At 66.1% G+C, this 23954-nt stretch carries 20 protein-coding genes; 11 read left to right on the forward strand and 9 right to left on the reverse strand.

Annotation, left to right across the window (positions count from 1 at the left end):
• Nucleotides 1-13: 13 nt before the first annotated feature.
• From J5M86_RS11235 to typA, 4 genes are read right to left on the reverse strand one after another with little or no spacing between them, the layout of a single operon-like run.
• Nucleotides 14-2869: an FAD-binding and (Fe-S)-binding domain-containing protein gene (locus J5M86_RS11235; protein WP_188059347.1), complete on the reverse strand. Its 2856-nt coding sequence runs from the start codon at nucleotides 2867-2869 to the stop codon at nucleotides 14-16.
• Nucleotides 2870-2879: 10 nt separating this feature from the next.
• Nucleotides 2880-4748 carry a VanW family protein gene (locus tag J5M86_RS11240; protein WP_188059346.1) on the reverse strand — a complete coding sequence of 623 codons (1869 nt, stop codon included), beginning with the start codon at nucleotides 4746-4748 and terminating at the stop codon, nucleotides 2880-2882.
• Between the two features lie 13 nt (nucleotides 4749-4761).
• The gene (locus J5M86_RS11245) at nucleotides 4762-5250 is read right to left on the reverse strand and encodes a flavin reductase family protein (RefSeq protein ID WP_244328332.1); all 489 of its coding nucleotides are present in this window, start codon (nucleotides 5248-5250) and stop codon (nucleotides 4762-4764) included.
• Nucleotides 5251-5275: 25 nt separating this feature from the next.
• Nucleotides 5276-7177 (reverse strand): translational GTPase TypA, encoded by a 1902-nt coding sequence (gene typA, locus J5M86_RS11250; RefSeq protein ID WP_188059344.1) that lies wholly within the window; start codon nucleotides 7175-7177, stop codon nucleotides 5276-5278.
• 195 nt (nucleotides 7178-7372) lie between these two features.
• Here typA and J5M86_RS11255 point away from each other — a divergent pair, with 195 nt between their 5' ends.
• From J5M86_RS11255 to J5M86_RS11275, 5 genes are all read left to right on the forward strand, one after another.
• Nucleotides 7373-9019 carry an ABC transporter substrate-binding protein gene (locus J5M86_RS11255; protein WP_244328333.1) on the forward strand — a complete coding sequence of 549 codons (1647 nt, stop codon included), beginning with the start codon at nucleotides 7373-7375 and terminating at the stop codon, nucleotides 9017-9019.
• A gap of 108 nt (nucleotides 9020-9127) precedes the next feature.
• Nucleotides 9128-10132 (forward strand): ABC transporter permease, encoded by a 1005-nt coding sequence (locus J5M86_RS11260; RefSeq protein ID WP_188059342.1) that lies wholly within the window; start codon nucleotides 9128-9130, stop codon nucleotides 10130-10132.
• Between the two features lie 7 nt (nucleotides 10133-10139).
• Complete coding sequence (locus J5M86_RS11265) at nucleotides 10140-11102, forward strand: ABC transporter permease (RefSeq protein ID WP_188059341.1); 963 nt, start codon at nucleotides 10140-10142, stop codon at nucleotides 11100-11102.
• A 4-nt stretch (nucleotides 11103-11106) separates the two neighbouring features.
• Nucleotides 11107-12147: an ABC transporter ATP-binding protein gene (locus J5M86_RS11270; protein ID WP_188059340.1), complete on the forward strand. Its 1041-nt coding sequence runs from the start codon at nucleotides 11107-11109 to the stop codon at nucleotides 12145-12147.
• A gap of 68 nt (nucleotides 12148-12215) precedes the next feature.
• Nucleotides 12216-13292: an ABC transporter ATP-binding protein gene (locus tag J5M86_RS11275; protein WP_188059525.1), complete on the forward strand. Its 1077-nt coding sequence runs from the start codon at nucleotides 12216-12218 to the stop codon at nucleotides 13290-13292.
• A gap of 139 nt (nucleotides 13293-13431) precedes the next feature.
• On the opposite strand, the gene J5M86_RS11280 is transcribed toward J5M86_RS11275, so the two are convergent.
• A complete protein-coding gene (locus J5M86_RS11280) occupies nucleotides 13432-14382 on the reverse strand; it encodes an L-lactate dehydrogenase (protein ID WP_188059339.1) in 951 nt (316 codons plus the stop codon).
• Nucleotides 14379-14903, reverse strand: a complete 525-nt coding sequence (locus J5M86_RS11285; RefSeq protein ID WP_188059338.1) for a (deoxy)nucleoside triphosphate pyrophosphohydrolase — start codon at nucleotides 14901-14903, stop codon at nucleotides 14379-14381. Before J5M86_RS11285 ends, J5M86_RS11280 begins: the two co-directional genes overlap by 4 nt.
• A 152-nt stretch (nucleotides 14904-15055) precedes the next feature.
• Here J5M86_RS11285 and J5M86_RS11290 point away from each other — a divergent pair, with 152 nt between their 5' ends.
• Complete coding sequence (locus tag J5M86_RS11290; protein WP_188059337.1) at nucleotides 15056-15775, forward strand: VIT family protein; 720 nt, start codon at nucleotides 15056-15058, stop codon at nucleotides 15773-15775.
• A gap of 68 nt (nucleotides 15776-15843) precedes the next feature.
• On the opposite strand, the gene J5M86_RS11295 is transcribed toward J5M86_RS11290, so the two are convergent.
• The gene (locus J5M86_RS11295) at nucleotides 15844-17526 is read right to left on the reverse strand and encodes a formate--tetrahydrofolate ligase (protein WP_188059336.1); all 1683 of its coding nucleotides are present in this window, start codon (nucleotides 17524-17526) and stop codon (nucleotides 15844-15846) included.
• Between the two features lie 183 nt (nucleotides 17527-17709).
• On the opposite strand from J5M86_RS11295, the gene J5M86_RS11300 reads away from it, so the two are divergent.
• The 4 genes from J5M86_RS11300 to J5M86_RS11315 all read left to right on the forward strand — a co-directional run bounded on the left by J5M86_RS11300 (nucleotide 17710) and on the right by J5M86_RS11315 (nucleotide 21637).
• Nucleotides 17710-18882 (forward strand): acyl-CoA dehydrogenase family protein, encoded by a 1173-nt coding sequence (locus tag J5M86_RS11300; protein WP_188059335.1) that lies wholly within the window; start codon nucleotides 17710-17712, stop codon nucleotides 18880-18882.
• Between the two features lie 5 nt (nucleotides 18883-18887).
• The gene (locus J5M86_RS11305; RefSeq protein WP_188059334.1) at nucleotides 18888-19958 is read left to right on the forward strand and encodes an acyl-CoA dehydrogenase family protein; all 1071 of its coding nucleotides are present in this window, start codon (nucleotides 18888-18890) and stop codon (nucleotides 19956-19958) included.
• A 70-nt stretch (nucleotides 19959-20028) separates the two neighbouring features.
• Nucleotides 20029-20898: a universal stress protein gene (locus tag J5M86_RS11310; RefSeq protein WP_188059333.1), complete on the forward strand. Its 870-nt coding sequence runs from the start codon at nucleotides 20029-20031 to the stop codon at nucleotides 20896-20898.
• Nucleotides 20899-20956: 58 nt separating this feature from the next.
• Nucleotides 20957-21637 (forward strand): DsbA family oxidoreductase, encoded by a 681-nt coding sequence (locus J5M86_RS11315; RefSeq protein ID WP_188059332.1) that lies wholly within the window; start codon nucleotides 20957-20959, stop codon nucleotides 21635-21637.
• Between the two features lie 9 nt (nucleotides 21638-21646).
• Here J5M86_RS11315 and J5M86_RS11320 read toward each other — a convergent pair whose 3' ends face one another.
• The gene (locus tag J5M86_RS11320) at nucleotides 21647-22111 is read right to left on the reverse strand and encodes an SRPBCC family protein (RefSeq protein ID WP_188059331.1); all 465 of its coding nucleotides are present in this window, start codon (nucleotides 22109-22111) and stop codon (nucleotides 21647-21649) included.
• 66 nt (nucleotides 22112-22177) lie between these two features.
• Here J5M86_RS11320 and J5M86_RS11325 point away from each other — a divergent pair, with 66 nt between their 5' ends.
• Nucleotides 22178-22963 (forward strand): PIG-L family deacetylase, encoded by a 786-nt coding sequence (locus J5M86_RS11325; RefSeq protein ID WP_188059330.1) that lies wholly within the window; start codon nucleotides 22178-22180, stop codon nucleotides 22961-22963.
• A gap of 18 nt (nucleotides 22964-22981) precedes the next feature.
• Here the strand turns inward: J5M86_RS11325 and ppk2 are convergent, their stop codons facing one another.
• Nucleotides 22982-23866 (reverse strand): polyphosphate kinase 2, encoded by an 885-nt coding sequence (gene ppk2, locus J5M86_RS11330; protein WP_244328335.1) that lies wholly within the window; start codon nucleotides 23864-23866, stop codon nucleotides 22982-22984.
• Between the last annotated feature and the right edge of the window lie 88 nt (nucleotides 23867-23954).

Below are 23954 nucleotides of genomic sequence, written 5' to 3' on the forward strand. Positions count from 1 at the left end.
AGCGGTTCGCTCGTCACCCTCCGGGCTCAACCGCCGGTTGTGGATCGAGTAGTTCGGCGAGGTGGACGCCCTTCCGGTCGGCCAGGTCGTCGGCTTGGGTGCGGCACGAGAATCCATCGGCCAGGAAGACGGCCCCAGGTGCGGCGTCCAGGGCCGGCAGGAGTTGCCGCTCGGCGATCTTCACCGACACCTCGTAATGCCCTTGCTCCACACCGAAGTTGCCGGCCAAACCGCAACAACCCGACAGGCGCTGGACGTCGGCACCGGCTCGCTGCAGCAGCGCGGCGTCCGGCGACCAACTCATCACCGCATGGTGGTGGCAATGCGGTTGGGCGATCACGGTGCGAGCAGAGAGGTCTGGCGGTGTCCAATTTGGTAGATCCGACAAGAATTCTGCGAGTGTCATCACTGCACCCGCGACACGGTCGGATGCATCTGTGCCGATGAGCTCATGGGCATCGCTGCGGTAGACGGCGGTGCAGGAGGGTTCCAGCCCGACGATCGAAAGTCCTTGTGCGGCAGCGCGATCCAGGTCGCTGATCGACTTGCCGAGCGTTTCCTTGGCTTCGTCGAGCTGGCCGGTGCTGATCAACGTGAGCCCGCAGCATCCGTCCCGCTCGATGATCACCGGTTCGAAGCCGGCAGCCCGCAGCACCCGGACGGCCGACTGCGCCAGCGCGGGTGAGAAGTAGTTGGTGAAGGTGTCGACCAGCAGCACGACCCGGTTCGGCACGCCGTCCGAGGCTTCGAAGGTCTGCACACCGTTGCCGGCGCACCACGCCCGGAAGGTCTTCGGGGCGAGTTGCGGGATCGACCGGCGCGGGTCGACGCCCGCCATCTTCTTGGCGAAGCTGAAGCGGTCGCCCACTCCACTCAACGCCGAAGCGAGCCGAGAAGTCTTGCGGCTCAACCGAACCCACTGCGGCAGGCGCCCGAGCGAGTAGTGCGAGGCCGGGCGACGCATGCCCTTGTAGGTCTGGTGCAGCACCTCCGACTTGTAGGACGCCATGTCGATGCCGGTCGGGCAGTCCGACAGGCAGCCCTTGCAGGACAGACACAGGTCGAGTGCGTCGTGCACCTCAGGAGCGTCCCAACCCTGCACGAGTTCACCGTTCAGCATTTCCTGCAGCACCCTGGCCCGGCCGCGGGTGGAGTCCTTCTCGTCTCCCGTCGCGAGGTACGAGGGGCACATGACGCCGTTGGTCGACGCGTTGTCGGCGCGGCACTTACCCACACCGGTGCAGCGGTGGACGGCCGAGGAGAAGTCACCACCGTCGTGCGGGTAGAGCAACGCCAATCCGCCGGCGGGCTTGTGCGCCGCGGGAATTCGCAGGTGCTCGGTCGGAGCGTCCGGGTCGACGAGCACGCCGGGGTTGAGCAGACCGGTCGGGTCGAAGATCTTCTTGACCCGCCCGAAGAGTGCGATTGCCTCCGGTGAGTACATGTACGGCAGCAGGCCGCTGCGAGCACGACCGTCGCCGTGTTCGCCCGACAGGGAGCCACCGTATTTTGCGACCAGGGTCGCGGACGCCTCCAGGAACTGCTGGAAGGAGGCCGTGCCGCCGGGGGCGTCCAACGGGAAGTCGATGCGGATGTGCAGACAGCCGTCACCGAAGTGGCCGTACGGAAGACCGGTGAGGTCGTGGTCGACCATCAACAGGTCGAATTCACGCAGGTAGGGGCCGAGTTGCGCCGGCGGAACGGCGGCGTCCTCCCACCCTGCGTGTGCCGCCCGGTCGCGTGGGCTTCGGCCGGAAAGGCCCGCGCCGTCCTCCCGCACTCGCCACAAGGCCGCAGCGGTGGCGGAATCAGTGACGATCGAAGAGTCGAGCGAATCCGCTTCTGCCACAACCTGTTCGGCGAGCATTGCGAGCTCGGCGGGGTCGTTACCGGCCAACTCGACGAAGAGCCAGCCGTCGCCGCGCGGCAGCGGCGGCACTGCGCTCGGTCCGCGCCGGGCTGCGAGCACATCGACGATGCGTCGGTCCATTCCTTCCACCGCGACGGGGCCGAAACGCAGCAGACTCTCGGCGGCATCGCCGGCGTCGTAGATGTCGGCGTAACCGAGCACGACCAGCAGCCTGGACGCCGGTTCGCGCACCAGTTGCACGGTCGCCTCGGTGATCACGGCGAGCGTCGCCTCGCTGCCAGCAAAGAAACTCGTGACCTGAAAACCGTTCTCCGGCAACAGGTCTTGCATCGCATAACCCGAGACCTGACGTCCGAACCGGCCGAACTCGCGACGGACGACGGCGAGATCGGCTCCCACCGCCGCGTCCAGCTCAGCCAGGGCGGGTGACGCCGCGACGAGATCGGCCCGCGACATCCCGCGTGCGGTGCGCAGCACCGTGCCGTCGGCGAGCACCGACTCGACTGCGAGCAGGTTGTCGGAGGTCTTGCCGTAGCCCAGCGCACGCGAGCCGCACGCGTTGTTGCCGATCATGCCGCCGATCGTGGCGCGGGTGTGTGAGGAGGGGTCGGGCCCGTAGCGCCACCCGGCTGCGAGCACCTGCTTCTGCAGGGCAGCGTGGACGATGCCGGGTTCGACAACCGCCACGCCGCTCACGGGGTCGAGGTCGAGCACGTGGTTCATGTGCCGGCTGAAATCGAGCACCACGCCCGGGCCGATGGAGTTACCGGCGATGGAGGTGCCACCACCACGGGCGGTGAGCGGCACACCGAGTTCACGACAGACCGCGAGTGCGGCCTGCACCTCGTCCCGCGAATGGGGACGCACAACCGCCGCGGGCAGCACGCGGTACAGCGAGGCGTCGGAGGAGTACGCCGCCCGGTGAGTGCTGTCGGTCAGCACATCGCGCAGGTCGGCCTGTCGCAGCGCTGCTGCGACCTCGTTCGGGCTGGGGGTCACGCGGGTTGAATCACTTCTTGGTCGAGCTGGCGGATGCCGTGGACGTCGGCTTGGGTGCGGTCGAAGTCGGGGACGGCGTCGCCGGCTTCGAGGTGGCACTACTGGAGGAGGACGACGAGGACGAGGGAGAAGCCGAGGGCTCGGGCGTGCTCGACCGTCGCGTGGTCGGAGGCGACGCACCCGGCGCCGGGCCGCAGATGATGCGATCTTGCGGGATGTACTTGGTGGTCTTCGACTCGTCCTTCACCACGGCGCCGGCGAGGTTGGTGACCCGGCGGGTCACCGTGACCGAGAAGCCCGGTGCCGGGGTCTGAGTCTCGCACTTGTCGTCATTGGGGATGTAGCGCGTCTTGGCCTCGGTGAAGTCGAACTGCGAGCTGGTGTTCGAGGTGACGTTGAAGGCCTTCGTGCCGATGATCTTCACCCACGCCGTCTCACCCGGCGCGCCCGCACCGGCCGAGATCCGGATCGGATGCCCGGAGTCGTTGGTGAACTTCAGGTCGATGGTGGGATCCCACAACGTTGCTTCGCGTCCCATCGGGTACCGCGAGATCCAGTAGGAGTGCGGGGTGTGCGCGTCCTGCTGCAGCCCGGCGAAGAAGCTGGCGTTGTAGAGCGTGGTCGAGGCCTGCGAGATGCCGCCGCCGATGCCCTTGGCGTGGCGACCGTCGACCAGGACTCCGGCGTCGACATAACCGTTCGCGGTGGTGAACGGCATCAGCATCTGCAGGAGGCTGAACTGCTCACCCGGAGCGAGCACACGGCCGTTGATGCGTGACATCGCCACCTGGATGTTCTTGGTTCGCCCCACATTGGCGGCGCCGGCCGGAAGTTTGGTGGAGAACTCGCCCATCACGGTGGTGCCGAGGTTCTTCAACGCAGCCGAAGTCAGCTTGGCCTTCACGGTGCGCGACTTCAACGTCATGGTGCGATCGCCGGAGGTGAGCGCCTTGACCAAGGATTCGCCCGCCCCCGCGGGGTCGATCTCGGTGCCGTCCTTGGCCTCCACCACCTTGCCGGCGGAGTCGTAGTGGGCGTTCACCGGCAGGGTGGTCAACTCACCGGACATCATGTCGAGCAGATCCTTGAGCTTTGCCGCATCGACTGTCGGGGTGAGTTTGCCGTCGACCAGGGGTGCGCTCAGTACCTCGCTGACGTCGGCGGGCTTGAGCTGTGCGGTGCGCGAGCCGACCTTGATCGTCACTGGCGCACTCATCGCAGGCTGCGCGAAATCCTTGACAAAAGTGTCGATCTCGGCGTTGGTCAGCGGCGGCTGCACATAGCCGACCTTTGCTTCGTACGTGGTCTTGGCCGGCCAGCCGGCGGCGATCACCTTCGCCATCGCGTCGGCGTCGACGCCGGTGCCCGGCTGTGAGCGGGTGACCTTCACGTTGCCCTGGATGAACTTCACCGATCCGGAGACCGGCGAGCCTTCGAAGGTGCCGCTGGCCGCCGCGATCGACGAGCTGAGTTTGTTGAGATCGGCCTTCGGCTTCAGGCTGCGCTTCTGCGTCTTGCCGAACAGGTGGTTCGCGACTGTCGAGGGCGCGAGCGAGAATCCGGTGAGGCCGTCGACCGAGCCGGAGGCATCAATCGACAAGCCCGCACGCGCTGGGTCAATCGACATCTTGCGGTCACCGGCAGTGATGACGATCTGCGGCGTCATGCGGGAGCGAACGTGTTTGGACACCGCGTCCTGGGCGTCCGACTTCGACATGCCACCGATGGGGACGCCGTCCACGCTCGTGCCGTCGGGCACGGAGTTCGTGACGGCGGCAGCGGTGCCGACGTAGCCCGCGACCAATGCGGCAACCAGCCCCCCACCGATCAGCGCATAGCGGCGCCCTCGCCGCGGCGAGGGATTGTCGTCCTGCGTCAACTGTGCTCCCACATCACTCGTACGTGCCGAAACGCCCGCGGAAATAGGCAAGGGCCCGGCCCGGCTGCTCCCCAATGTCCAAGGACACTACGTCGCCGACCACGATCGTGTGATCACCTGAGACCAACGTGTCATCGGTTCGACACACGATCGTTGCCAACGAGCCGTCCAGCAGAGCCACTCCGGTCTCCGGGTCGCGGTGGTGCGCCACCCGGTCGAGCTGACCGTGCAACGGGCGTCCGCGGGTCGACAACCAGGCTGCGATCGACCGCTGGTCGGCGTCCAGGATGTTCACACCCCACACGCCGGCGGAGATCACCGCGTCGTGGAACCGCGCCTCGCGCTCGACGCAAACCAGCAGTCGCACCGGGTCGAGCGACACCGACGAGACCGCGTTGGCGGTCATCGCGTGGTCGTGCCCATCGGCGACCGTGGTGACCACCGTCACACCGGTGACGAGTCGACCCACCGCCTGGCGATACTCATCCGGGTCGACGGTCACGGTTGGTCTCCGAATCTGTTGGGGCTCAGGACTTGTCGGCGTTGCGAGCGCGCGAGGCGGCCTTGGCGCGGTCGTTCGCATTCAACTCGACCTTACGAATGCGCACGGCCTCCGGGGTCACTTCGACGCACTCGTCTTCGCGGCAGAACTCAAGACTCTGCTCCAACGACAGCTTGCGCGGCGGGATGACCTTCTCGAAGTTGTCGGCCGAGGAGGCTCGCACGTTGGTGAGCTTCTTCTCCTTGGTGATGTTGACGTCCATGTCGTCGGCGCGGGAGTTCTCCCCGACGATCATGCCCTCGTACACCTGGGTGCCGGGCTCGACGAAGAGTGTGCCGCGCTCCTGGAGGTTGACCATCGCATACGCGGTGACCGGGCCGGTGCGGTCGGCGACCATCGAGCCCGACATGCGGGTGGTGATGGTGCCGAACCACGGCTCGTAACCGTCGAAGACGTGGTTGGCGATGCCGGTGCCGCGGGTCTCGGTGAGGAACTCGGTACGGAAGCCGATCAGGCCACGCGAGGGCACCTTGAACTCCATCCGGATCCAGCCGGTGCCGTGGTTGGTCATCTGCTCCATGCGGCCCTTGCGGGACGCGAGGATCTGGGTGATCGTACCGAGGTACTCCTCGGGGGTGTCGATGGTCAGGTGCTCCACCGGCTCGTGCACCTTGCCGTCGATCTCCTTGGTGACCACCTGCGGCTTGCCCACGGTGAGCTCGTATCCCTCACGCCGCATCTGCTCCACCAGGATCGCCAGCGCCAACTCACCGCGGCCCTGCACCTCCCAGGCATCGGGACGTTCGGTCGGCAGGATCCGCAGCGAGACGTTGCCGATGAGTTCGCGATCGAGGCGGTCTTTCACCATGCGGGCGGTGACCTTCGCGCCGCGCACCTTGCCCACCAGCGGTGAGGTGTTGGTGCCGATCGTCATCGAGATGGCCGGCTCGTCAACCGTGATGAGCGGCAACGGAATCGGGTTGTCGGCGTCAGCGAGGGTCTCGCCGATCGTGATCTCAGGAATACCGGCGACAGCGATGATGTCGCCAGGGCCGGCCTTCTCGGCGGGTTCACGGTCGAGTCCGTCGGTCATGAGCAGTTCGGTGATCTTCACCTTCTGCTGGCTGCCGTCGGCGCGACACCACATGACCTGCTGGCCCTTGGTGATCTCGCCGTTGCGCACCCTCAACAGCGCCAGACGGCCCAGGAAGTTGGAGGAGTCGAGGTTGGTGACGTGGGCCTGCAGCGGCGCTTCGTCGTCGTAGGACGGCGCCGGGATCGTCTCCAGGATCGTCTTGAAGAGCGCCTCCAGGGAGTCGCCCTCGGGCAGTTGGCCGTTGGTCGGACGGGTCGTCGCGGCGATGCCGTTCTTGCCCGATGCGTAGACCACGGGGAAGTCGAGCTGGTCCATGTTGCCCTGCGCGTCGTCCAGCAGGTCCATGAACAACTCGTAGGCCTCGTCCTCGACCTCCTCGATGCGGGCGTCGGGGCGGTCGACCTTGTTGATGCACAGAATCACCGGCATCTTGGCGGCGAGCGCCTTGCGCAGCACGAAGCGGGTCTGGGGCAGCGGACCTTCGGAGGCGTCGACCAGCAGCACCACGCCGTCGACCATCGACAGGCCGCGCTCGACCTCGCCACCGAAGTCGGCGTGGCCGGGAGTGTCGATGATGTTGATGGTGACCGTCTTGCCTTCGGCAGCCGGACCGTCATAGCTGATGGCGGTGTTCTTGGCGAGGATCGTGATGCCCTTCTCCCGCTCGAGATCGCCGGAGTCCATCACCCGCTCACCGGTGGTCTCGACGGTCTGCCGTTCGCCGAACGCACCCGTCTGCCAGAGCATCTTGTCGACGAGGGTGGTCTTGCCGTGGTCGACGTGGGCAACGATGGCGACGTTACGGACGTCGTCGCGGGTCTGAAAAGCCATTCCTTAATTCTCTCAGAAAATGACAACTGCTCCGACCACACCCTGACCGGGGCCCGGACGCTCGGACTCAGATCGGTAACGGTCCCCCTTGCCTGGCTGAACATGTGATCCACAGCACTAAGGTCGACGGATCGACAGGTTCCGGGCCGGACCCCCGCCCGCCACGATGAGGAGAAATGAATGAAGAGCTCTCGGATGACCACTGCTTTGGCAGTGGTGGGTTCCGCGGCGCTGGTGCTTTCGGGCTGCGCCGAGTCCAAGCGGGAATCGACCGACAACACCTCCGGTGCTGCCGGCGCCTCCAACGCCACGATGACCTTCGCGGCAGCAGGCGCCCCGTCGACCTTCGACCCGTTCTACGCCTCGGACGGTGAGACCTTCCGCATCAGCCGGCAGATCTTCGACACCCTCGTCGCCTTCAAGCCGGGCACCGCCGACATGGAGCCGGGCCTGGCCACCAGCTGGACCCCCTCGGCCGACGGCAAGACCTGGACCTTCAAGCTGCGCACCGGCGTAAAGTTCACCGACGGCACCCCGTTCAATGCGGACGCCGCCTGCAAGAACTTCGAGCGCATGGACAAGCAGAACGACGCCGGTCAGAGTGCGGCCGGTTACTGGGCCGACAACATGGGCGGCTTCAACAAGAGCAAGGACGACCTCTACCAGGGCTGCACCGCCAAGGGTGACGACACCATCGAGCTGAAGCTCCTGCGTCCGACCTCGAAGTTCCCGGCGCTGCTGGGTCTGCCGTCGTGGTCGATGCAGAGCCCCACCGCCATGGACAAGGGCAAGGCCAACGACGTCAAGGCACAGGGCGATGGCATCACGCAGTCGGAGTACGCCTCCAAGATGCCGACCGGCACGGGCGCCTTCAAGTTCGAGAAGTACGACGTCCAGAACAAGACGATCACCCTCGTCCGCAACGACAACTACTGGGGCGACAAGGCCAAGATCGGCAAACTGGTCTTCAAGATCATCAGCGACGGCACCTCGCGCAAGCAGGCGCTGCTGGCCGGTGAGGTCGACGGTTACGACCTGCCGAGCCCGGTCGACTGGCCGTCGCTGAAGTCGGCGGGCATGAACCTCGAGGTGCGTCCGGCGTTCAACATCCTCTACCTGGGCCTCAACCCCTCCAAGACGCCCGCGCTGAAGGACGTGCGTGTGCGTCAGGCGCTGGCCTACGGCATCAACCGTGAGCAGTTCGTCAAGACACAGTTGCCCGAGGGCGCCGAGGTCGCCACGCAGTGGTACCCCAAGACCGTCGACGGTTTCAGCGACTCGGTCGAGAAGTACCCCTACGACCCCAACAAAGCCAGGGACCTGCTGAAGCAGGCCGGCCAGAGCAACCTCACGATCGACTTCTGGTACCCCTCCGAGGTCAGCCGGCCCTACATGCCGGACCCGCTGAAGGTCTACCAGGCGATCAAGAGCGACTGGGAGAAGATCGGCATCAAGGTCAACGCCGTCACCAAGCCCTGGAACGGTGGCTACCTCGACGGCACCAAGGCGGGTCAGGCTCCGGCATTCCTGCTGGGTTGGACCGGTGACTACAACACGCCGGACAACTTCATCGCCAACTTCTTCAGCAACAAGTCGATGGGCATCGAGGCCTACCCGTGGGGCGCCGATTTCCGCAAGAACATGAGCGACAACGACTCCATCGTCGACCCGGCCAAGCGCACCGCGGCCTACAAGACGCTCAGCGACAAGATCATGAAGGAGTACATGCCGGGTGTGCCGATCTCGCACTCGCCGCCGGCGATCGTGTTCGGTAAGAACATCTCCGGCATCGTCGCCAGCCCGCTGACGGCGGAGGACTTCGCGACGGCAGTCAAGAAGTAGTTCGCCCCTGTTCGGCAACAGGACGGCGGTCGTCTCCTAGGGTTACGGAGCACGGCCGCCGTCCTGTTCGCAGGACCCGTTCATCATCTGCGCAGGAAGGAACCCACGTTGCTGCGTTATATCGCCCGTCGGGTCATCCAGATGATCGGTGTGATGTTCGCCCTTTCACTGCTGATCTTCTGCTGGCTACGACTCCTTCCCGGCGGGACGGTGTCGGCCATGCTCGGCGAGCGCGCCACCCCCGAGCGCGCGGCCCAACTCCGTAAGACACTCGGTCTCGACCAGCCGCTACCGGTGCAGTACTGGACCTTCCTTAAGAACGCCGCGCAGGGTCAATTCGGTGTCAGTTCTCAGGTGCAGCCGGGCACCGACGCCATGCAGGTCTTCCTCAACCGCCTGCCGGCGACGATGGAGCTTGCCGCCTTCGCCATCATTCTCGCGCTCATCACCGCGATCCCGCTGGGCTATCTGGCGGCCAAGCGCCGCGGCGGTTTCTTCGACACCCTCGGCATTCTTGGGTCGCTCGTCGGCGTCGCCGTCCCGGTCTTCTTCCTGGCGATCATGCTGCGTCAGTACTTCTCGGTCGAGTGGCATCTGCTCCCGCTGACCGGACGGCAGAGTGTCGAAGCCACCCGTGTCACCGGCTTCTTCGTCTTCGACGGGCTGATCACTCGGGAGTTCGACGCCGCGTGGGACGCCCTGAAGCACCTCATCCTCCCGGCAATAGCGCTCGCGACCATTCCGTTCGCGATCATCTTCCGCATCACGCGCGCCGCCGTGCTCGACGTATTGGACGAAGACTTCGTCCGCACCGCGGAGGCGAAGGGCCTGACGAACAACGTCATCCGCCGCCGCCACGTGCTGCGTAACGCAATGCTGCCGGTGGTCACCACCATCGGTCTGCAGGTGGGCGGCCTGCTCACCGGCGCTGTGCTGACCGAGACGGTGTTCTCCATTCCGGGCCTGGGTGACGCCATGAAGGTGGGCTTCGAGAACAAGGACTACTCCGTCGTGCAAGTGCTGATCGTGATGGCAGCGCTCACCTATGTAGTGGTCAACCTCCTGGTCGACATCGCCTATGCCTACATCGACCCCCGAGTGCGGATCAGGTGATCGCCCCATGGTCTTGAACGCGAATGACAAGAAGCAGCGCATCGACGATCTCGCTGCCACTGCGGGTGGCAATGTCGACGTCGGTGGAATCGACGACGCGGAGGGCGTGAGCCTGATCCGCAGCGCGTGGGAGCGCCTGCGCCGTAACCCACGCTTCCTGCTTGGCAGCACCATCGTGCTGCTCATCATCTTGATGGCGATCTTCGCCCCGCTGCTCGCGCCGAACGATCCCACGGTCGAAATGCTCAAGGATCAGACCAGTACCAATAATCCGATCCCGCCCGCCCAGGACGGCTACCCCCTCGGCGGCGACAGCAGCGGCCGCGATCTGCTCAGCCGCCTCATCTACGGGGCGCGGCAGACCCTGCTCATCGCCTTCGGCGCCACCGGTATCGCCTTCTTCGCGGGCCTCGTGCTCGGCACGCTCGCCGGAGCCTTCGGCGGCTGGGTCGATTCGCTCATCATGCGCGTCGTCGACGTGATGCTCTCGCTGCCGTCACTGCTGCTGGCGTTCTCGATCACCGCCCTCTTCGCCCGCGGTTCGGTGTGGACGGTGATCGTCGCGATCGGCATCGCGATGACACCCACCTTCGCCCGTTTGCTGCGCGGCTCGATGATGGCGCAGCGATCCAGCGATCACGTGCTCGCCGCTCAGTCGTTGGGTGTGAAAAGGCACAATGTGATCTTCCGGCACATGCTGCCCAACTCCCTGTCCCCGGTGCTGGTGCAGGCCACGATGGTCTTCGCCACCTCGATCGTCGACGCTGCGGCGCTGAGCTTCCTGGGCGTCGGTAACCCGGACGACCGCGACGCCGAGTGGGGCCAGATGCTCGGTCAGGCGCAGAATTTCGTCGACACCTACCCCAGCCAGGCCATCTTGCCGGCCCTGCTCATCATCGCTGCCGCTCTCGGCTTCACGCTGATGGGTGAATCGCTGCGCGAAGCCCTCGACCCCAAGTCACGGAGGTGACCTGATGAGCCTCGCTGCTGAATCGATCCCGCACCGCCGCTCCTCTGCCGGCGACGCCCTGCTGCAGGTGCGCGACCTGTCCGTCACGTTCGGTACGAAGGGCAAGCGTCCGTTCACCGCCGTCGACGGTGTGTCGTTCGACGTGCGTCCCGGCCAGACGGTCGGCCTGGTCGGAGAATCCGGCTGTGGCAAGTCGGTGACCTCCATGGCGATCATGGGTCTGCTGCCCAAGCGCGGCAACAAGGTGACCGGCTCGGTGATGTTCGAGGACACCGACCTGCTGAAGCTGAGCGACAACCAGATGCGCGACCGTCGCGGCAAGGACGTCGCGATGATCTTCCAGGATCCGCTCTCCTCGCTGAATCCTGTTGTGCCGCTGGGCATCCAGGTGACCGAGGTGATCGAGCGCCACCGTGGGCTCTCCCGCAAGGAGGCCATGCCGGAGGCGCGCGAACTGCTCGACAAGGTGGGCATCCCCGACCCGCAGCGACGCCTCAAGGAATACCCGCACCAACTGTCGGGCGGTATGCGCCAGCGTGCTCTGATCGCCATGGCGTTGGCCTGCAAACCACGCCTGCTCATCGCCGACGAGCCGACCACCGCGCTCGACGTCACCATCCAGGCGCAGATCCTGACCCTGCTGCGCGATCTGGTGCGCGAATCCGACACCGCCCTGATCATGATCACCCACGATCTGGGCGTGGTCGCCGGGCTCTGTGACGAGGTCAATGTGTTGTACGGCGGACGCATCGTCGAGCGCGCTGCCCGCCACGACCTCTTCGCTCATCCGCGTCACCCCTACACCTCCGGTCTGCTGGCATCGATCCCGCGGCTGGACGACAACCGCGGCGGACGCCTCAACCCGGTGCCGGGGTCGGTGGCCGACAACCTGCCGTGGACCTCCGCCTGCGCGTTCGCGCCCCGCTGCTCCCAGCCCGTCAACCAGTGCACGGCGCAGTCGCCGGAGCTGGTCAAAGACCGTGCGGGCCCCGACGGCGAACGCTTCCTGCGCTGCTTCAACCCGATGGAGGGTGATTCCAAGTGACCGCCACTGCCTCCGAGCACGGCGCCGACCACAAGCCTGCCGACGACGTCCTGGTCGACGTCCGCGGTATGAAGGTGCACTTCCCGATCAAGCGCGGCCTCATCTTCGACAAGGTGGTCGGCCACGTTTACGCGGTCGACGGCATCGACCTGCAGATCAAGCGCGGCGAGACCTACGGCCTGGTCGGCGAATCCGGTTGCGGCAAATCAACTTTCGGACGCGCGCTGCTGCGCCTGGAAGAGCCGACGGAAGGCACTGCCTACTTCGACGGCGTCGACATCGCCTCGCTCAAGGGCGAAGAACTGCGCACCAAGCGCAAGGACATGCAGATGGTCTTCCAGGACCCGCTGTCGAGCCTCGACCCGCGCCAGACCGTCGAAGCGCTGCTGTTGGAAGGCATGCAGGCGCACGGGCTGACCAAGGACAAGGCGACTGCCGGCAAGCGTCTGCGGGAGTTGCTCTCTGCAGTGGGTCTGCCGCCTGCCGCGTTGAAGAAGTACCCGCACGAGTTCTCCGGGGGTCAGCGTCAGCGCATCGGTATCGCCCGCGCGCTCTCGGTCGACCCCAAGCTGATCGTCGCCGACGAGCCGGTCTCCGCGCTCGACGTCTCCGTGCAGGCACAGGTGATCAACCTGCTCGAAGACCTGCAGGAGGAGTTCGGACTCACCTACCTCGTGGTGGCCCACGACCTCGCCGTGGTGCGCCACATCAGTGACCGGATCGGCGTGATGTACCTCGGCTCGCTGGTCGAGGAGTCTGACGCCGACAGCCTCTACGCCGAGCCGCTGCACCCCTACACACGGGCCCTGATGTCAGCAGTGCCGGTGCCCGACCCCACGATTGAGGACACCCGCGAACGCATCATCCTGGTCGGCGACCTCCCGAGCCCGGCCAATCCGCCGAGCGGCTGCCGCTTCCACACCCGCTGCCCGTGGCGGCAGGAGAGCAAGTGCGACACCGATCGTCCGGAGCTTCGTGTGGTGCAGATCAACGGGGTGTCCGCCGGGCACCGCGTGGCCTGCCACTACGCCGAGCAGATCCAGTCGGGTGAGCTGCAGCCGCACGACGTGCAGGCCGTCGCCGTCGACCCCAACCTCGGCGAGTCCGACGCCGGCGGGTCGATGTTCCAGCCTGAGTCGGTCTGATCCACAGGCCGACCCCGGTCGTCCCCCTCCCAGCCAGTCTCGTCGCAAACGCGGCGGTTCTTCACGAACGCGGCGGTTGTAGCTGTCGCATCGGTGAACAGCCGCCGCGTTTGGTGCTGGAAGGGCCGCGTTTGGAGGATCAGACCTCCGGCCAGAACTCCCGCATCACGGTGCGCAACGTGTCGACGCTGTGGGCGAAGCGCTGCTGCTCGCGCTCGTCGAGGTCGAGTTCGATGACATCGCGCACTCCGCGGCGGCCGATGCTGGCCGGCACACCGATGTAGAGGTTGCTGTAGCCGTAGTCGCCGTCCAGGAGCGCTGAGACAGGGAGCGTGACCTTTTGGTTCGACAGGATGGCGCGGGTGATTCGGGCCAGCGCCATGCCGATGCCGTAACTGGTCGAGCCCTTGGCCGCGATGATGTCGTACGCGGCGTCTCGCGTACGCACGTAGATGTCTTCGATGTCGGCTTCAATCTGCGGATTCGCACCGATCCGCTTGGTCAGCGATCGACCGGCGATGGACGCCGAACTCCACACGGGCAGTTCGGAATCGCCGTGTTCGCCGATGATCAGCGCGTGCACGTTGGTGGTCGACACCTCGAAGTACTGCGCCAGGTTGTAGCGCAGTCGCGCGGTGTCGAGGCTGGTGCCCGAGCCCAGCACCTGCGACGAGGGCAGACCGCTGGTGCGCCAGGTGGCGTAGGTGAGGATGTCGACCGGGTTGGTGGCCACCAGGAAGATGCCGTCGAAGCCGCTGGCCATCACCTTGCTCACGATGCCCTGGGTGATCTCGATATTGGTGCCGACCATGTCGAGCCGGGTCTGCCCGGGCTTCTGCGCGGCGCCTGCGCAGAGCACCACGATCGCGGCGTCCTTGCATTCCTCGTAGCCGCCGTGCGTGACGGTGATCGGGCTGGGCGCCCACGCCTCACAGTGGTTGAGGTCGATCGCTTCGCCGCGGGTGCGGTCCTCGTCGGCGTCGAGCAGCACCAACTCGTCGGCGATGCCCTGGTTGACCAACGCATAGGCGTAAGCGATGCCCACAGCTCCCGCGCCGATCAGGACGACCTTGTTCTCGACGTACTTCATCCACCTGCTCCCCCGTTCGTATCCTTCGGACGCAGGCCAGCATAGGAAGAAGTCCATCCCCAGCGCGTTGCCAGTTCATGAACAGCAGGTAGATCGTTGTCCAGCCAGTCGACCTCGTAGAGATCATCTGCACTCAACCAGCGCAGGTCATCGTGATCCTCCAGCGGTTGCGGCACACCGGCGGTGATGCGAACGGTGAAGATGTGGAGCCGGTAGCCCGGTCCGAGCGGCCACCCGTCGTCCTCCGGCCCCGCGATGAGCGATCCGATGGATACAGCGACACCCAACTCCTCCAGCAGTTCGCGGTGCAGCGCTTGTTCGAAGCTCTCACCAGGCTCCACCTTGCCGCCGGGAAACTCCCATCCACCGGCCAACTCCGAAGGCTTGGAGCGGCGACAGCCGAGCACACGTGTCGGCGCGTCCAGCCGATCGACGATCGCGGCGCCGACGACGGCTCGCGGGCCACCGGCGTCCGGGCTGGGCCCGGTGCGCGTGTTGTCAGCAGTCTGCTCATCACTCACAGTCGCAGCGTAGTTCGGCTCCGGACGCACGGGTGCTGCTCGGCAGTGAGCGGGGTGAGCATTGCCTTTCCTTCATGGACAGTTCCAGTGCTCGGAGGCAAGCTCGGTGGTTGCTGTAGCTGAGTGGAGCTGCACCACGCAGGAGGAGAACCATGACCGAGCAAGCCACGTACACCGCACATCCGGACGAGCCGCACGAGGTCGGAACCGCGGCCCGCTTGAACTGGCTGCGCGCGGCGGTTCTCGGAGCGAACGACGGCACCGTCAGCGTGGCCGGTCTGGTCATCGGAGTGGCAGGCGCGACCAACGACAACGAAGCGCTGCTGGTTGCCGGCATCGCCGGTCTCGTGGCCGGAGCTCTTTCGATGGCTGCGGGTGAGTACGTCTCGGTGAGCACCCAGAGCGACGGCGAGCGTGCGCTGATCGCGAAAGAGAAGCGGGAGCTGGCCGAGATGCCGAAGGAAGAACTGGAGGAACTCACCCAGCTCTACCAGGCCAAGGGCCTTGACCGTGACCTTGCCGAACAGGTGGCCGTACGCCTGACGGAGCATGATGCCCTCGGCGCTCACGCCGAGGCAGAGCTCGGCATCGACCCGGAGGAGTTCACCAACCCCTGGCATGCGGCCTGGGCCTCGATGGCCGCCTTCACCCTTGGTGCGCTCCTACCGGCACTAGTCATCCTTCTTCCCAAGCCGTACAACGTCCCGATCACCTTCGTGTCCGTAGTGCTGATGCTCGCGATCACAGGAGCGACCAGTGCGCGGCTCAGTGGCGCCCACGTCGGCCGAGCTGTCGCACGCAATGTCGCCGGTGGCTCGCTGGCGATGGCGATCACCTACGGCATCGGAATGGCGGTCGGCACGGGCGTTTGATCCGCCCGCAGATGTGGAACTGGGAGTGATCGCGGCGGCGGCCACTCCCAGTTCCGTTCGTCGTGCGCTCAGAACAAACCGACGACCTGACCGCCCTCGTCGACGGAGATGCGTTCGGCCCCAGGCTTCTTCGGCAGACCGGGCATCGTCATGATCGCGCCGCAGACGAAGATCACGAAGCCGGCACCCGCGGCGAGTCGCACCTCCCGCACTTCGAGCGTGTGGCCGGTCGGGGCACCCCGCAGGCCCGGGTCGCCGGCGAAGGACATCTGGGTCTTGGCAATGCAGACCGGCAGGCCTGCGTAACCCTCCGACTCCAGCAGCGCGATCTGCTTGGCCACCGAGGCCGGGATCTCGACCTTGTCGGCCCGGTAGATGCGCTGCGCGACGGCGGTGACCTTCTCGCTCAGCGATGCGTCATCGGCGTACGCGAAGCTGGGCTCCGGGTCGGGATTGTCGGCCACCGCGTCACGAACAGCCCGGGCGAGCTCGGTGGCGCCCTTGCCGCCGTCCGCGAAGTGCGTGGCGAGTTCGACCGCAACTCCACGCTCGCTCAAGCGAGTTCGCATCAGCGCGATCTCCTGATCGGTGTCGGTGGGGAACCGGTTGATGCCCACGACCACCGGCAGACCGAAGACGCCCTGCAAGTTGTCGAGGTGACGATAAAGGTTGGCCATCCCGGCATCGAGGGCTTCCAGGTTCTCCTTGCCGAGCTCGGGCACCGCCACCCCGCCGTGGTACTTCATCGAGCGAATGGTCGCGACGAGCACCACGACGTCCGGCCAGAGCCCGGTCATCCGACACTTGAGATCGAGGAACTTCTCCGCCCCGAGATCGGCGCCGAAGCCGGCCTCGGTGATCACCCAGTCGGCGTGGGCGAGACCGGCATTGGTGGCCATCACCGAGTTGCAGCCGTGCGCGATGTTGGCGAACGGACCACCGTGGACGAAGGCCGGGTTGCCCTCAAGGGTCTGCACCAGGTTGGGCGAGAGGGCGTCCTTCAGCAGCGCCGTCATCGCTCCGTCGGCATTCAACTCACCGGCAGTGACCGGCGAGTTGTCGTAGGTGCGAGCCACCACCATGCGAGCCAGGCGCGAGCGCAGGTCGTCCAGCGACACCGCCAGGCACAGGATGGCCATCACTTCGGACGCAACAACAATGTCGAAACCCGCCTCACGCGGCACGCCATTGGCGACGCCACCGAGGCCTATGACGATGTTGCGCAGCGCGCGGTCGTTCACGTCGAGCACCCGCTTCAGGGTGACCCGCCGCGGGTCGATCTGCAGTGAATTCCCTTGGTGCAGATGGTTGTCGAGCATCGCGGCCAAGAGATTGTGCGCAGCTGCGATCGCGGCGAAATCGCCGGTGAAGTGCAGGTTGATGTCGACCATCGGGTTCAACTGGGCGTAGCCGCCGCCGGCGGCCCCACCCTTCATGCCGAAGACCGGCCCCAAGGACGGCTCACGCAGACACACCGCAGTGCGCTCCCCCAGCACCGCCAATCCGTCCGCGAGACCGACACTGGTCGTCGTCTTGCCTTCGCCGATCGGCGTCGGACTGGTGGCTGCGACCAACACCAGCTTGGAGCCCAGACGTCGGGGCTGCGACGCGACATACTGCTGATCAACCTTGGCCTTGTGCGGGCCGTAGCGATAGAGCCGCTCGGCGGGGATTCCGGCTTCGGCTGCAACCTGATCGATGGGTCGCATGGGTGCGGCGGCCGCTATCTGCACGTCATTGGGCTGAGTCATGTCACCCACGATGCCACCCGCGCGCCTCGCGCGTCCGCAGATCCGGCCACCTGCGTCCGATTTATGTGCGCGCCCCGATCGACCATGCAACGAATGGGATACGTGACGGAGATCGCACACCACTGTCCGAGGCAGCGTCTAGCGTATGAACTGTCGCCGTCAGCTCACCGACGAGAGGTCTCCATGCAACACCGACTCAGTGCCGAAGACCGCGCTTTCCAGCAGGAGATGCGGGATTTCTTCACCAATCGCATCCCCGACGAAGCGCGCACCTGGCACAAGGACGGTGAGGTCGACCCCGAAGCGCTCCGCATCGCCCAACGGGCCATGCACGATGCCGGCTTGGCCGTGCCGCACTGGCCCGTGGAATGGGGCGGCAAAGACTGGACCGAGTTGCAGCGCCACATCTGGCGCACCGAGATGCAGGCGACCGGCACGCCGCCGCCGCTGGCGTTCAACACCAACATGATCGGCCCGGTGATCGCCACTTTCGGATCGCAGGAGCAGAAGGAGCGCTTCCTCCCGCCGACCGCCAGCCTCGACATCTGGTGGTGCCAGGGGTTCAGCGAACCTGATGCCGGCTCAGACCTCGCTTCGCTGCGCACCACCGCGGTCCGCGATGGTGACGAGTACGTCGTCAACGGGCAGAAGACCTGGACGACGCTGGGCCAGTTCGCCGACTGGATCTTCGCGCTCGTGCGCACCGACCCGAATGCCCCGAAGAAGCAGATGGGCATCTCGATGCTGCTCATCAAGATGGACTCCCCCGGTGTCACGCTGCGCCCGATCAAGCTGATCGACGGCGGGCACGAGGTCAACGAGGTCTTCTTCGACAATGTGCGGGTGCCGGCCGACCAACTGGTCGGCGAGGAGAACAAGGGCTGGGACTACGCGAAGTTCCTGCTCGGCAACGAGCGCGTCGGCGTCGCGCCCGTCGGGTCGATCAAGCGCAAGCTCGCTGATGCGAAAGCCTTTGCCGCACAGACGAAGACGGCTGCTGGCACCCTGCTCGACGACCCGTTGCTCGCCGCTCGGATCGCCGAGTTGGAGACCGAACTGATGGCCCTGGAGGTGACGGTCATGCGCGTTGCCGGCAGCAGCCACGACGGCAAGCCCGATCCCGCCAGCTCGATCCTGAAGCTGCGTGGCAGTCAGTTGCAGCAGGACGTGCTCGAACTCATCACCGACATCGCCGGACCGGCCTCCTTGCAGTGGCAGCCGATCGACGGCGTCGGCGAGTGGGCTGCCGAGTCGGTTCCCACCTATCTCAACTTCCGCAAGGCATCGATCTACGGCGGCTCCAACGAGGTGCAACGCAGTGTCATTTCCGGCGGAATCCTCGGACTGAAGGGCTGAATCAGATGGACTTCACACTCGACGACGAACAGCGCGCCCTCCAGTCGGCCGTCCGGGAGATGGCCGGTCGCCTTGTGCGACAAGCGACTTCGGGCGATGTTGCGGTCGGTCCGCAGCCGGTGGACCGCGAGGTCTGGTCGTCCTTGGCAGAAATGGGACTGCTGGGCCTTCCCTTCGGCGAGGACGCCGGCGGTATGGGCGCCAGCGCCGTCGAGGTCGTGCTGGCCTCGTCCGAGCTCGGCGCTGCCCGCCTGCAGGCACCGTACGCCGACGCCTTGGCCGCAGCAGCGATGGTGGCCGACGCGGAATCCGCCCCGGACGGACTGCTCGAGCAGATCGTCGAAGGCTCACAGTTGGTGTTCACCGCACTGGCCGAGCCGGGTCGCGCGTGGGATCCGGAGCACCCGGAGACCACGGCCGTCGAACAGGACGGCACCTGGCGGGTGACCGGCCGCAAACTCGGCACCACCGCGCTGAGCGAGGTCGACGCCGTCGTGACCACGGCATTCTGCTGCGAGACCGCCTGCGTCTTCCTGGTGCGGCAGCCGGCCGTCAAGGACGGCGTGATCGAACTGGACGGCGCCGAAGCGATCCGACTCGGCGGTCCCGAACTCCTGCAGGCGGGCCTCTCCCTGGGCATCGTCGCTCTCGCGGGTGAAGCACTTGGCTGCATGGGTGCCGCTCTGACGATGACCACCGACTACCTCAAGACGCGCAAGCAGTTCGGGGTGCCGCTGGCGACGTTCCAGACCCTCACCCAGCGTGCCGCCGACATGTATGTCAGCGTCGAACTGGCCCGCAGCACAGCGCTTTTCGCTGCGATGGCGATCAGCGAGAATGCCACCGACGGTGCCACTGCCTCGCGCGCGAAGGCCCTGCTGGGTCGCACCGGACGGCATGTCGGGCAGGAGGCGATCCAGCTGCACGGTGGCATCGGCATGACTGCTGAGTACGCAGTCGGCCACTACACCTCCCGCCTCACTGCGATCGAGCACACCTTCGGCGACTCGCGCTATCACCTCGGGTTGCTGGCTCGCGGCTTGGCCGACCACGAGATGGTCGACGTCCTGGTCTGAGCGCCGCCACAGTCGGTACTACAATGAATAGTAGAAGTTCAGCCACCTCTCTCGCTCCGAGGAGAACGCCATGATCGTCATCGGCTACAGCGACAATCCCGACTGCGAACGTGCGCTGGAGTGGGCCGCCAGCGAGGCACGTCGGCACGGTGAACTGCTCCGGGTCGTCTCCGCCACCGGCATGCCCACCTTCGCCGACGCCGGCGCGGGGGTGATGATCGACCGTCAGGTGATCGAGGACGGCGCCCGGGAGATGGCCGAAGCCGGTGCCGCACGCGCCGTCGAACTCGGGGTGCAGAACGTCGAATCGTATGCCGCACTGGGCAACCCCGCAGAGATACTGGTCGAAGCCGCAGACGGAGCCAGGGCCCTCGTCCTCGGCACTCGCGGACGCGGACCGGTGCTGTCCGCCCTTCTCGGATCGGTGGCCTACGCGGTCGCGGCGCACGCACCGTGCCCGGTCGTCGTCGTGCGCGAAGGCGCGGTCTCGGTCGGTGCCGACCATCCCATCGTGGTCGGCACCGACGAGTCAGACCCCTCGCAGCGCGCGCTTGCGATGGCGGCGGCGGTGGCCGCCGAACGCGGTGCGCCGTTGCACTGCGTCTCGGTCTGGGCCGATCCCGCCGCCACGATCGCAGCAGCATCCTTCGTCGACGGTGCCGCCTTGATGAACGCCGGCGAGCACGTGCGTGACGCCGTCACCAAAGACCTCGAGGCACGGGCGGCGGAGTTGCGGACCACGCATCCCGAACTCCGCGTCACCACCGCGGTGCTGGAGGGAGATCCGGCGTCCTGCCTGGCCGCCGAGGCTGCCCGGGTGGGCGCCTCGATGCTCGCGATCGGCACGCGCGGTCGTGGCGGCTTCCGCGGCATGATGCTCGGGTCGGTCAGTCACGGCGTGCTGCACGCCGCCAAGTGTCCTGTCGCCATCGTGCGCTGATCGCGCTCGAGCACGATCCGCGGGAACACCTCACCGGCGGTCGGTGTTTGATGAAGTCATGAACGTCGACATCTGGTCAGACCTGGCCTGCCCGTGGTGCTACATCGGCACCGAGCGGTTCCGCCGCGCCCTGGAGGAGTTCGAAGGGCGCAAGGAGGTGAAGGTGATCTGGCACAGCTTCCAACTCGACCCCGAACTACCGGGTCTCTTCGAGGGCTCCGAAACCGACTACCTGGTGCAGAGCAAGGGAATGGATCGGGCCGACGTCGAAGCGATGGTCGCGCAGGTCGCTGCCACTGCGCGCGCCGACGGACTCGAGATCGACTTCGACAACGTCGTGCCGGCCAACAGCCGCCTGGCCCACCACCTGGTGCACCTCGCGCAGCTTCGCGGGGTGGCGAGCGAGGTGAACCACGATCTCTTCGTCGCCCATTTCGCGGATGGCGACAACATCGCAGACCTCTCCGTCCTGACCCGGATCGGGCGTGCCCACGGGCTGGACGCCGACGACATCGCCGAAGCCATCGGCTCCCCCGCCTACGACACCGCCATGAAGTCGGACGCCGCGCAGGCACAGGGCATCGGCATCGCCGGTGTGCCCTTCTTCGTGGTCGACGGTCGCTACGGCATCAGCGGCGCCCAGCCCAAGGAGACCTTCGCCAAGGCACTGACCCTCGCTGCGGAGGACGTCGAGTCGGGCGGCGGCGGCGGATGCTGCGGGGGCAGCTGCTGCGGCTGATCTCGCGGCTCAGCCCCCGGGCTCGCCGCGCTCGGCCAGTTGCGCCAACCGGTCGATCGAGGCAGCCAAGCGGTCGCTGGTCGTCCACCGAGCACGCTCGAAGCGCTGCTTGTCGGTGAGTTGCGACCAGTCATAGGTGTGCTTGACCCGCGTCGATCCATCACCGAGCGGTTCGAGCTCCCACCGCCACAGGTGGCCGGGCTGCGCCTCGCCGACCCCGGACGGCTTCCACGCGATACGGCGTCCCTCCTCGAACTCCACGACGTGGTTGTCACGCTCCTTGCCCTTGGTGGTGGTCATCCGAAAGACATCACCGACCGACCGAACCCGTTGTCCCACAGACGAACTGGAGAGATTGTCGTTGCCATCCCACTCCGGCTGGCGAGCCGGATCGGCGATGAGTTCGAAGATGACCTCAGGCGTGGCGTGGACATCACGCGACGCAGAGACGACCAGCTGGTTCTCATTGCTCATGCCTGCATCGAACCAGTCCGGACCCACGCTGTCACCGGTGAACAGGACGGCCTACGCTTTCCGCCCGTGACAGTCGTGTTCGTGCATGCGCATCCCGATGACGAGGCAACGTCGACCGCAGGCTCGATGATCCTCGCTTCTCGGCAGGGAATTCGGGTCGTCGTGGTCTACGCAACCGGCGGCGAGCACGGGACGGTGCCGGCGGATCTACCTGCTGGTCGAACCGTCGCCGACCACCGCCGCGACGAAGCCATGGCATCGGCCTCGGTGACCGGCGCCGCGCGGGTGGAGTGGCTGGGCTACTCCGACTCTGGAATGCATGGGTGGGAGCAGAACGGGCACGACGGCAGCTTCCACGGAGCGGACGTCGACGAAGCAGCCGGACGCCTGGCGGCGATCCTCGACGAGGAGCAGGCGCAGGTGCTGGTCGGCTACGACTGGCACGGCGGTTACGGGCATCCCGACCACGTCCAAGTGCATCGTGTCGCCCATCGCGCAGCCGAGCTCGCTACCCGACGGCCGCGACTGCTGGAATCGACGATGAACCGCGATGCGATGCGCGAACATTTCGCGCAGGCCCGGGCGATGGGTATCGATCCCGGCTGGGACGTGGACGAACCCATGGCCGACGGAAACCCGATCGGTCTGCCGCAGAGGGAGATTCACCACCGAGTCGACGTCAGCTCGACGATCGCGGACAAGCGACGCGCGCTGGAATGCCACAGCAGCCAGGAGGACGTACAGGGCATCCTGGCGATGCCTGAGCATGCCTTCGCCGTGGCGTTCGGCACCGAATACTACGCAGAACCCGGTGCCGAAACCGGCATGGTCGACGGCTTCCCGTTCGGCTGAGCCGCGGGCGGCGCGGCCTCAGTCGCCTTCGGTGTGCTTCGCGCGACTGACGACCAACGGGTCGGGGTCGTGGACGACCGAAGGGTCCTTGCCCTCGTAGTCGAACTGGTTGAGGAAGGCCCGCATCGCGTTGACACGTGCCCGCTTCTTGTCGTTGCTCTTGACCACGATCCACGGAGCATATTTCTTGTCAGTAAGCTCAAAAGTCTTTTCCTTCGCCGCTGTGTAGGCCTCCCAGCGGTCGAGGCTTTCGAGGTCCATCGGCGAGAGTTTCCACTCGCGCACCGGGTCGATCTGGCGAAGCGCGAAGCGGGTGCGCTGTTCGTCCTGGGTGACCGAGAACCACAACTTGGTCACGGTGGTGCCGCTCTCGGAGAGCATCCGCTCGAAGCGCGGCGCCTGCCGGGTGAAGACGTCGTACTCCTCGTCGGTGCAGAAGCCCATGACCCGCTCGACGCCAGAGCGGTTGTACCAACTGCGGTCGAACATCACGATCTCGCCAGCGGTCGGCAGGTGCTGCACGTAACGCTGGAAGTACCACTGACCCTGCTCGGTGGACGAGGGCTTGTTGAGCGCGACAACGCGTGCTGCACGCGGGTTGAGGTGCTCGGCGAAGCGCTTGATCGTGCCGCCTTTACCGGCCGCGTCGCGCCCCTCGAAGACGATGACGTGCTTGGCGCCGACATCCTGTGTCCAGTACTGGAACTTCAACAGCTCCACCTGCAGCTTGTACTTCTCCTCCTCGTAGACCTCGCGCTCCATGAGCTCGTCGTAGGGGTAGTTCTGCCGCCAGGTTTCCACCGCCTTGCCGTCCGGCGCGATGAGCACCGGGTCTTCCTCGCTCGCGCCCTGGACGGTGTATCCCTCGATCTTGAGCTTGTCGATGTACTCGCGCAGATTCATGTGCTGGACCATGTCTCCATTCCATCACCTGCGCTGCCGCTCGGCAGCGGGTTGGAAGGATTGACCGGCCTCCGTCGGCATGTGGTCA

This window comes from Yimella sp. cx-51 (assembly GCF_017654605.1).
Taxonomy (GTDB): Bacteria; Actinomycetota; Actinomycetes; order Actinomycetales; family Dermatophilaceae; genus Yimella.

Excerpts from the sequence above, each read along its gene's own strand:
- J5M86_RS11300 (WP_188059335.1), top strand. The coding sequence starts at position 17,710 with ATGCAACACCGACTCAGTGCCGAAGACCGCGCTTTCCAGCAGGAGATG.
- J5M86_RS11290 (WP_188059337.1), top strand. The coding sequence starts at position 15,056 with ATGACCGAGCAAGCCACGTACACCGCACATCCGGACGAGCCGCACGAG.
- J5M86_RS11305 (WP_188059334.1), top strand. The coding sequence starts at position 18,888 with ATGGACTTCACACTCGACGACGAACAGCGCGCCCTCCAGTCGGCCGTC.
- J5M86_RS11270 (WP_188059340.1), top strand. The coding sequence starts at position 11,107 with ATGAGCCTCGCTGCTGAATCGATCCCGCACCGCCGCTCCTCTGCCGGC.
- typA (WP_188059344.1), bottom strand. The coding sequence starts at position 7,177 with ATGGCTTTTCAGACCCGCGACGACGTCCGTAACGTCGCCATCGTTGCC.
- J5M86_RS11295 (WP_188059336.1), bottom strand. The coding sequence starts at position 17,526 with ATGACTCAGCCCAATGACGTGCAGATAGCGGCCGCCGCACCCATGCGA.
- J5M86_RS11315 (WP_188059332.1), top strand. The coding sequence starts at position 20,957 with ATGAACGTCGACATCTGGTCAGACCTGGCCTGCCCGTGGTGCTACATC.
- J5M86_RS11310 (WP_188059333.1), top strand. The coding sequence starts at position 20,029 with ATGATCGTCATCGGCTACAGCGACAATCCCGACTGCGAACGTGCGCTG.
- J5M86_RS11255 (WP_244328333.1), top strand. The coding sequence starts at position 7,373 with ATGACCACTGCTTTGGCAGTGGTGGGTTCCGCGGCGCTGGTGCTTTCG.
- ppk2 (WP_244328335.1), bottom strand. The coding sequence starts at position 23,866 with ATGAATCTGCGCGAGTACATCGACAAGCTCAAGATCGAGGGATACACC.
- J5M86_RS11265 (WP_188059341.1), top strand. The coding sequence starts at position 10,140 with ATGGTCTTGAACGCGAATGACAAGAAGCAGCGCATCGACGATCTCGCT.
- J5M86_RS11275 (WP_188059525.1), top strand. The coding sequence starts at position 12,216 with ATGAAGGTGCACTTCCCGATCAAGCGCGGCCTCATCTTCGACAAGGTG.
- J5M86_RS11320 (WP_188059331.1), bottom strand. The coding sequence starts at position 22,111 with ATGAGCAATGAGAACCAGCTGGTCGTCTCTGCGTCGCGTGATGTCCAC.
- J5M86_RS11280 (WP_188059339.1), bottom strand. The coding sequence starts at position 14,382 with ATGAAGTACGTCGAGAACAAGGTCGTCCTGATCGGCGCGGGAGCTGTG.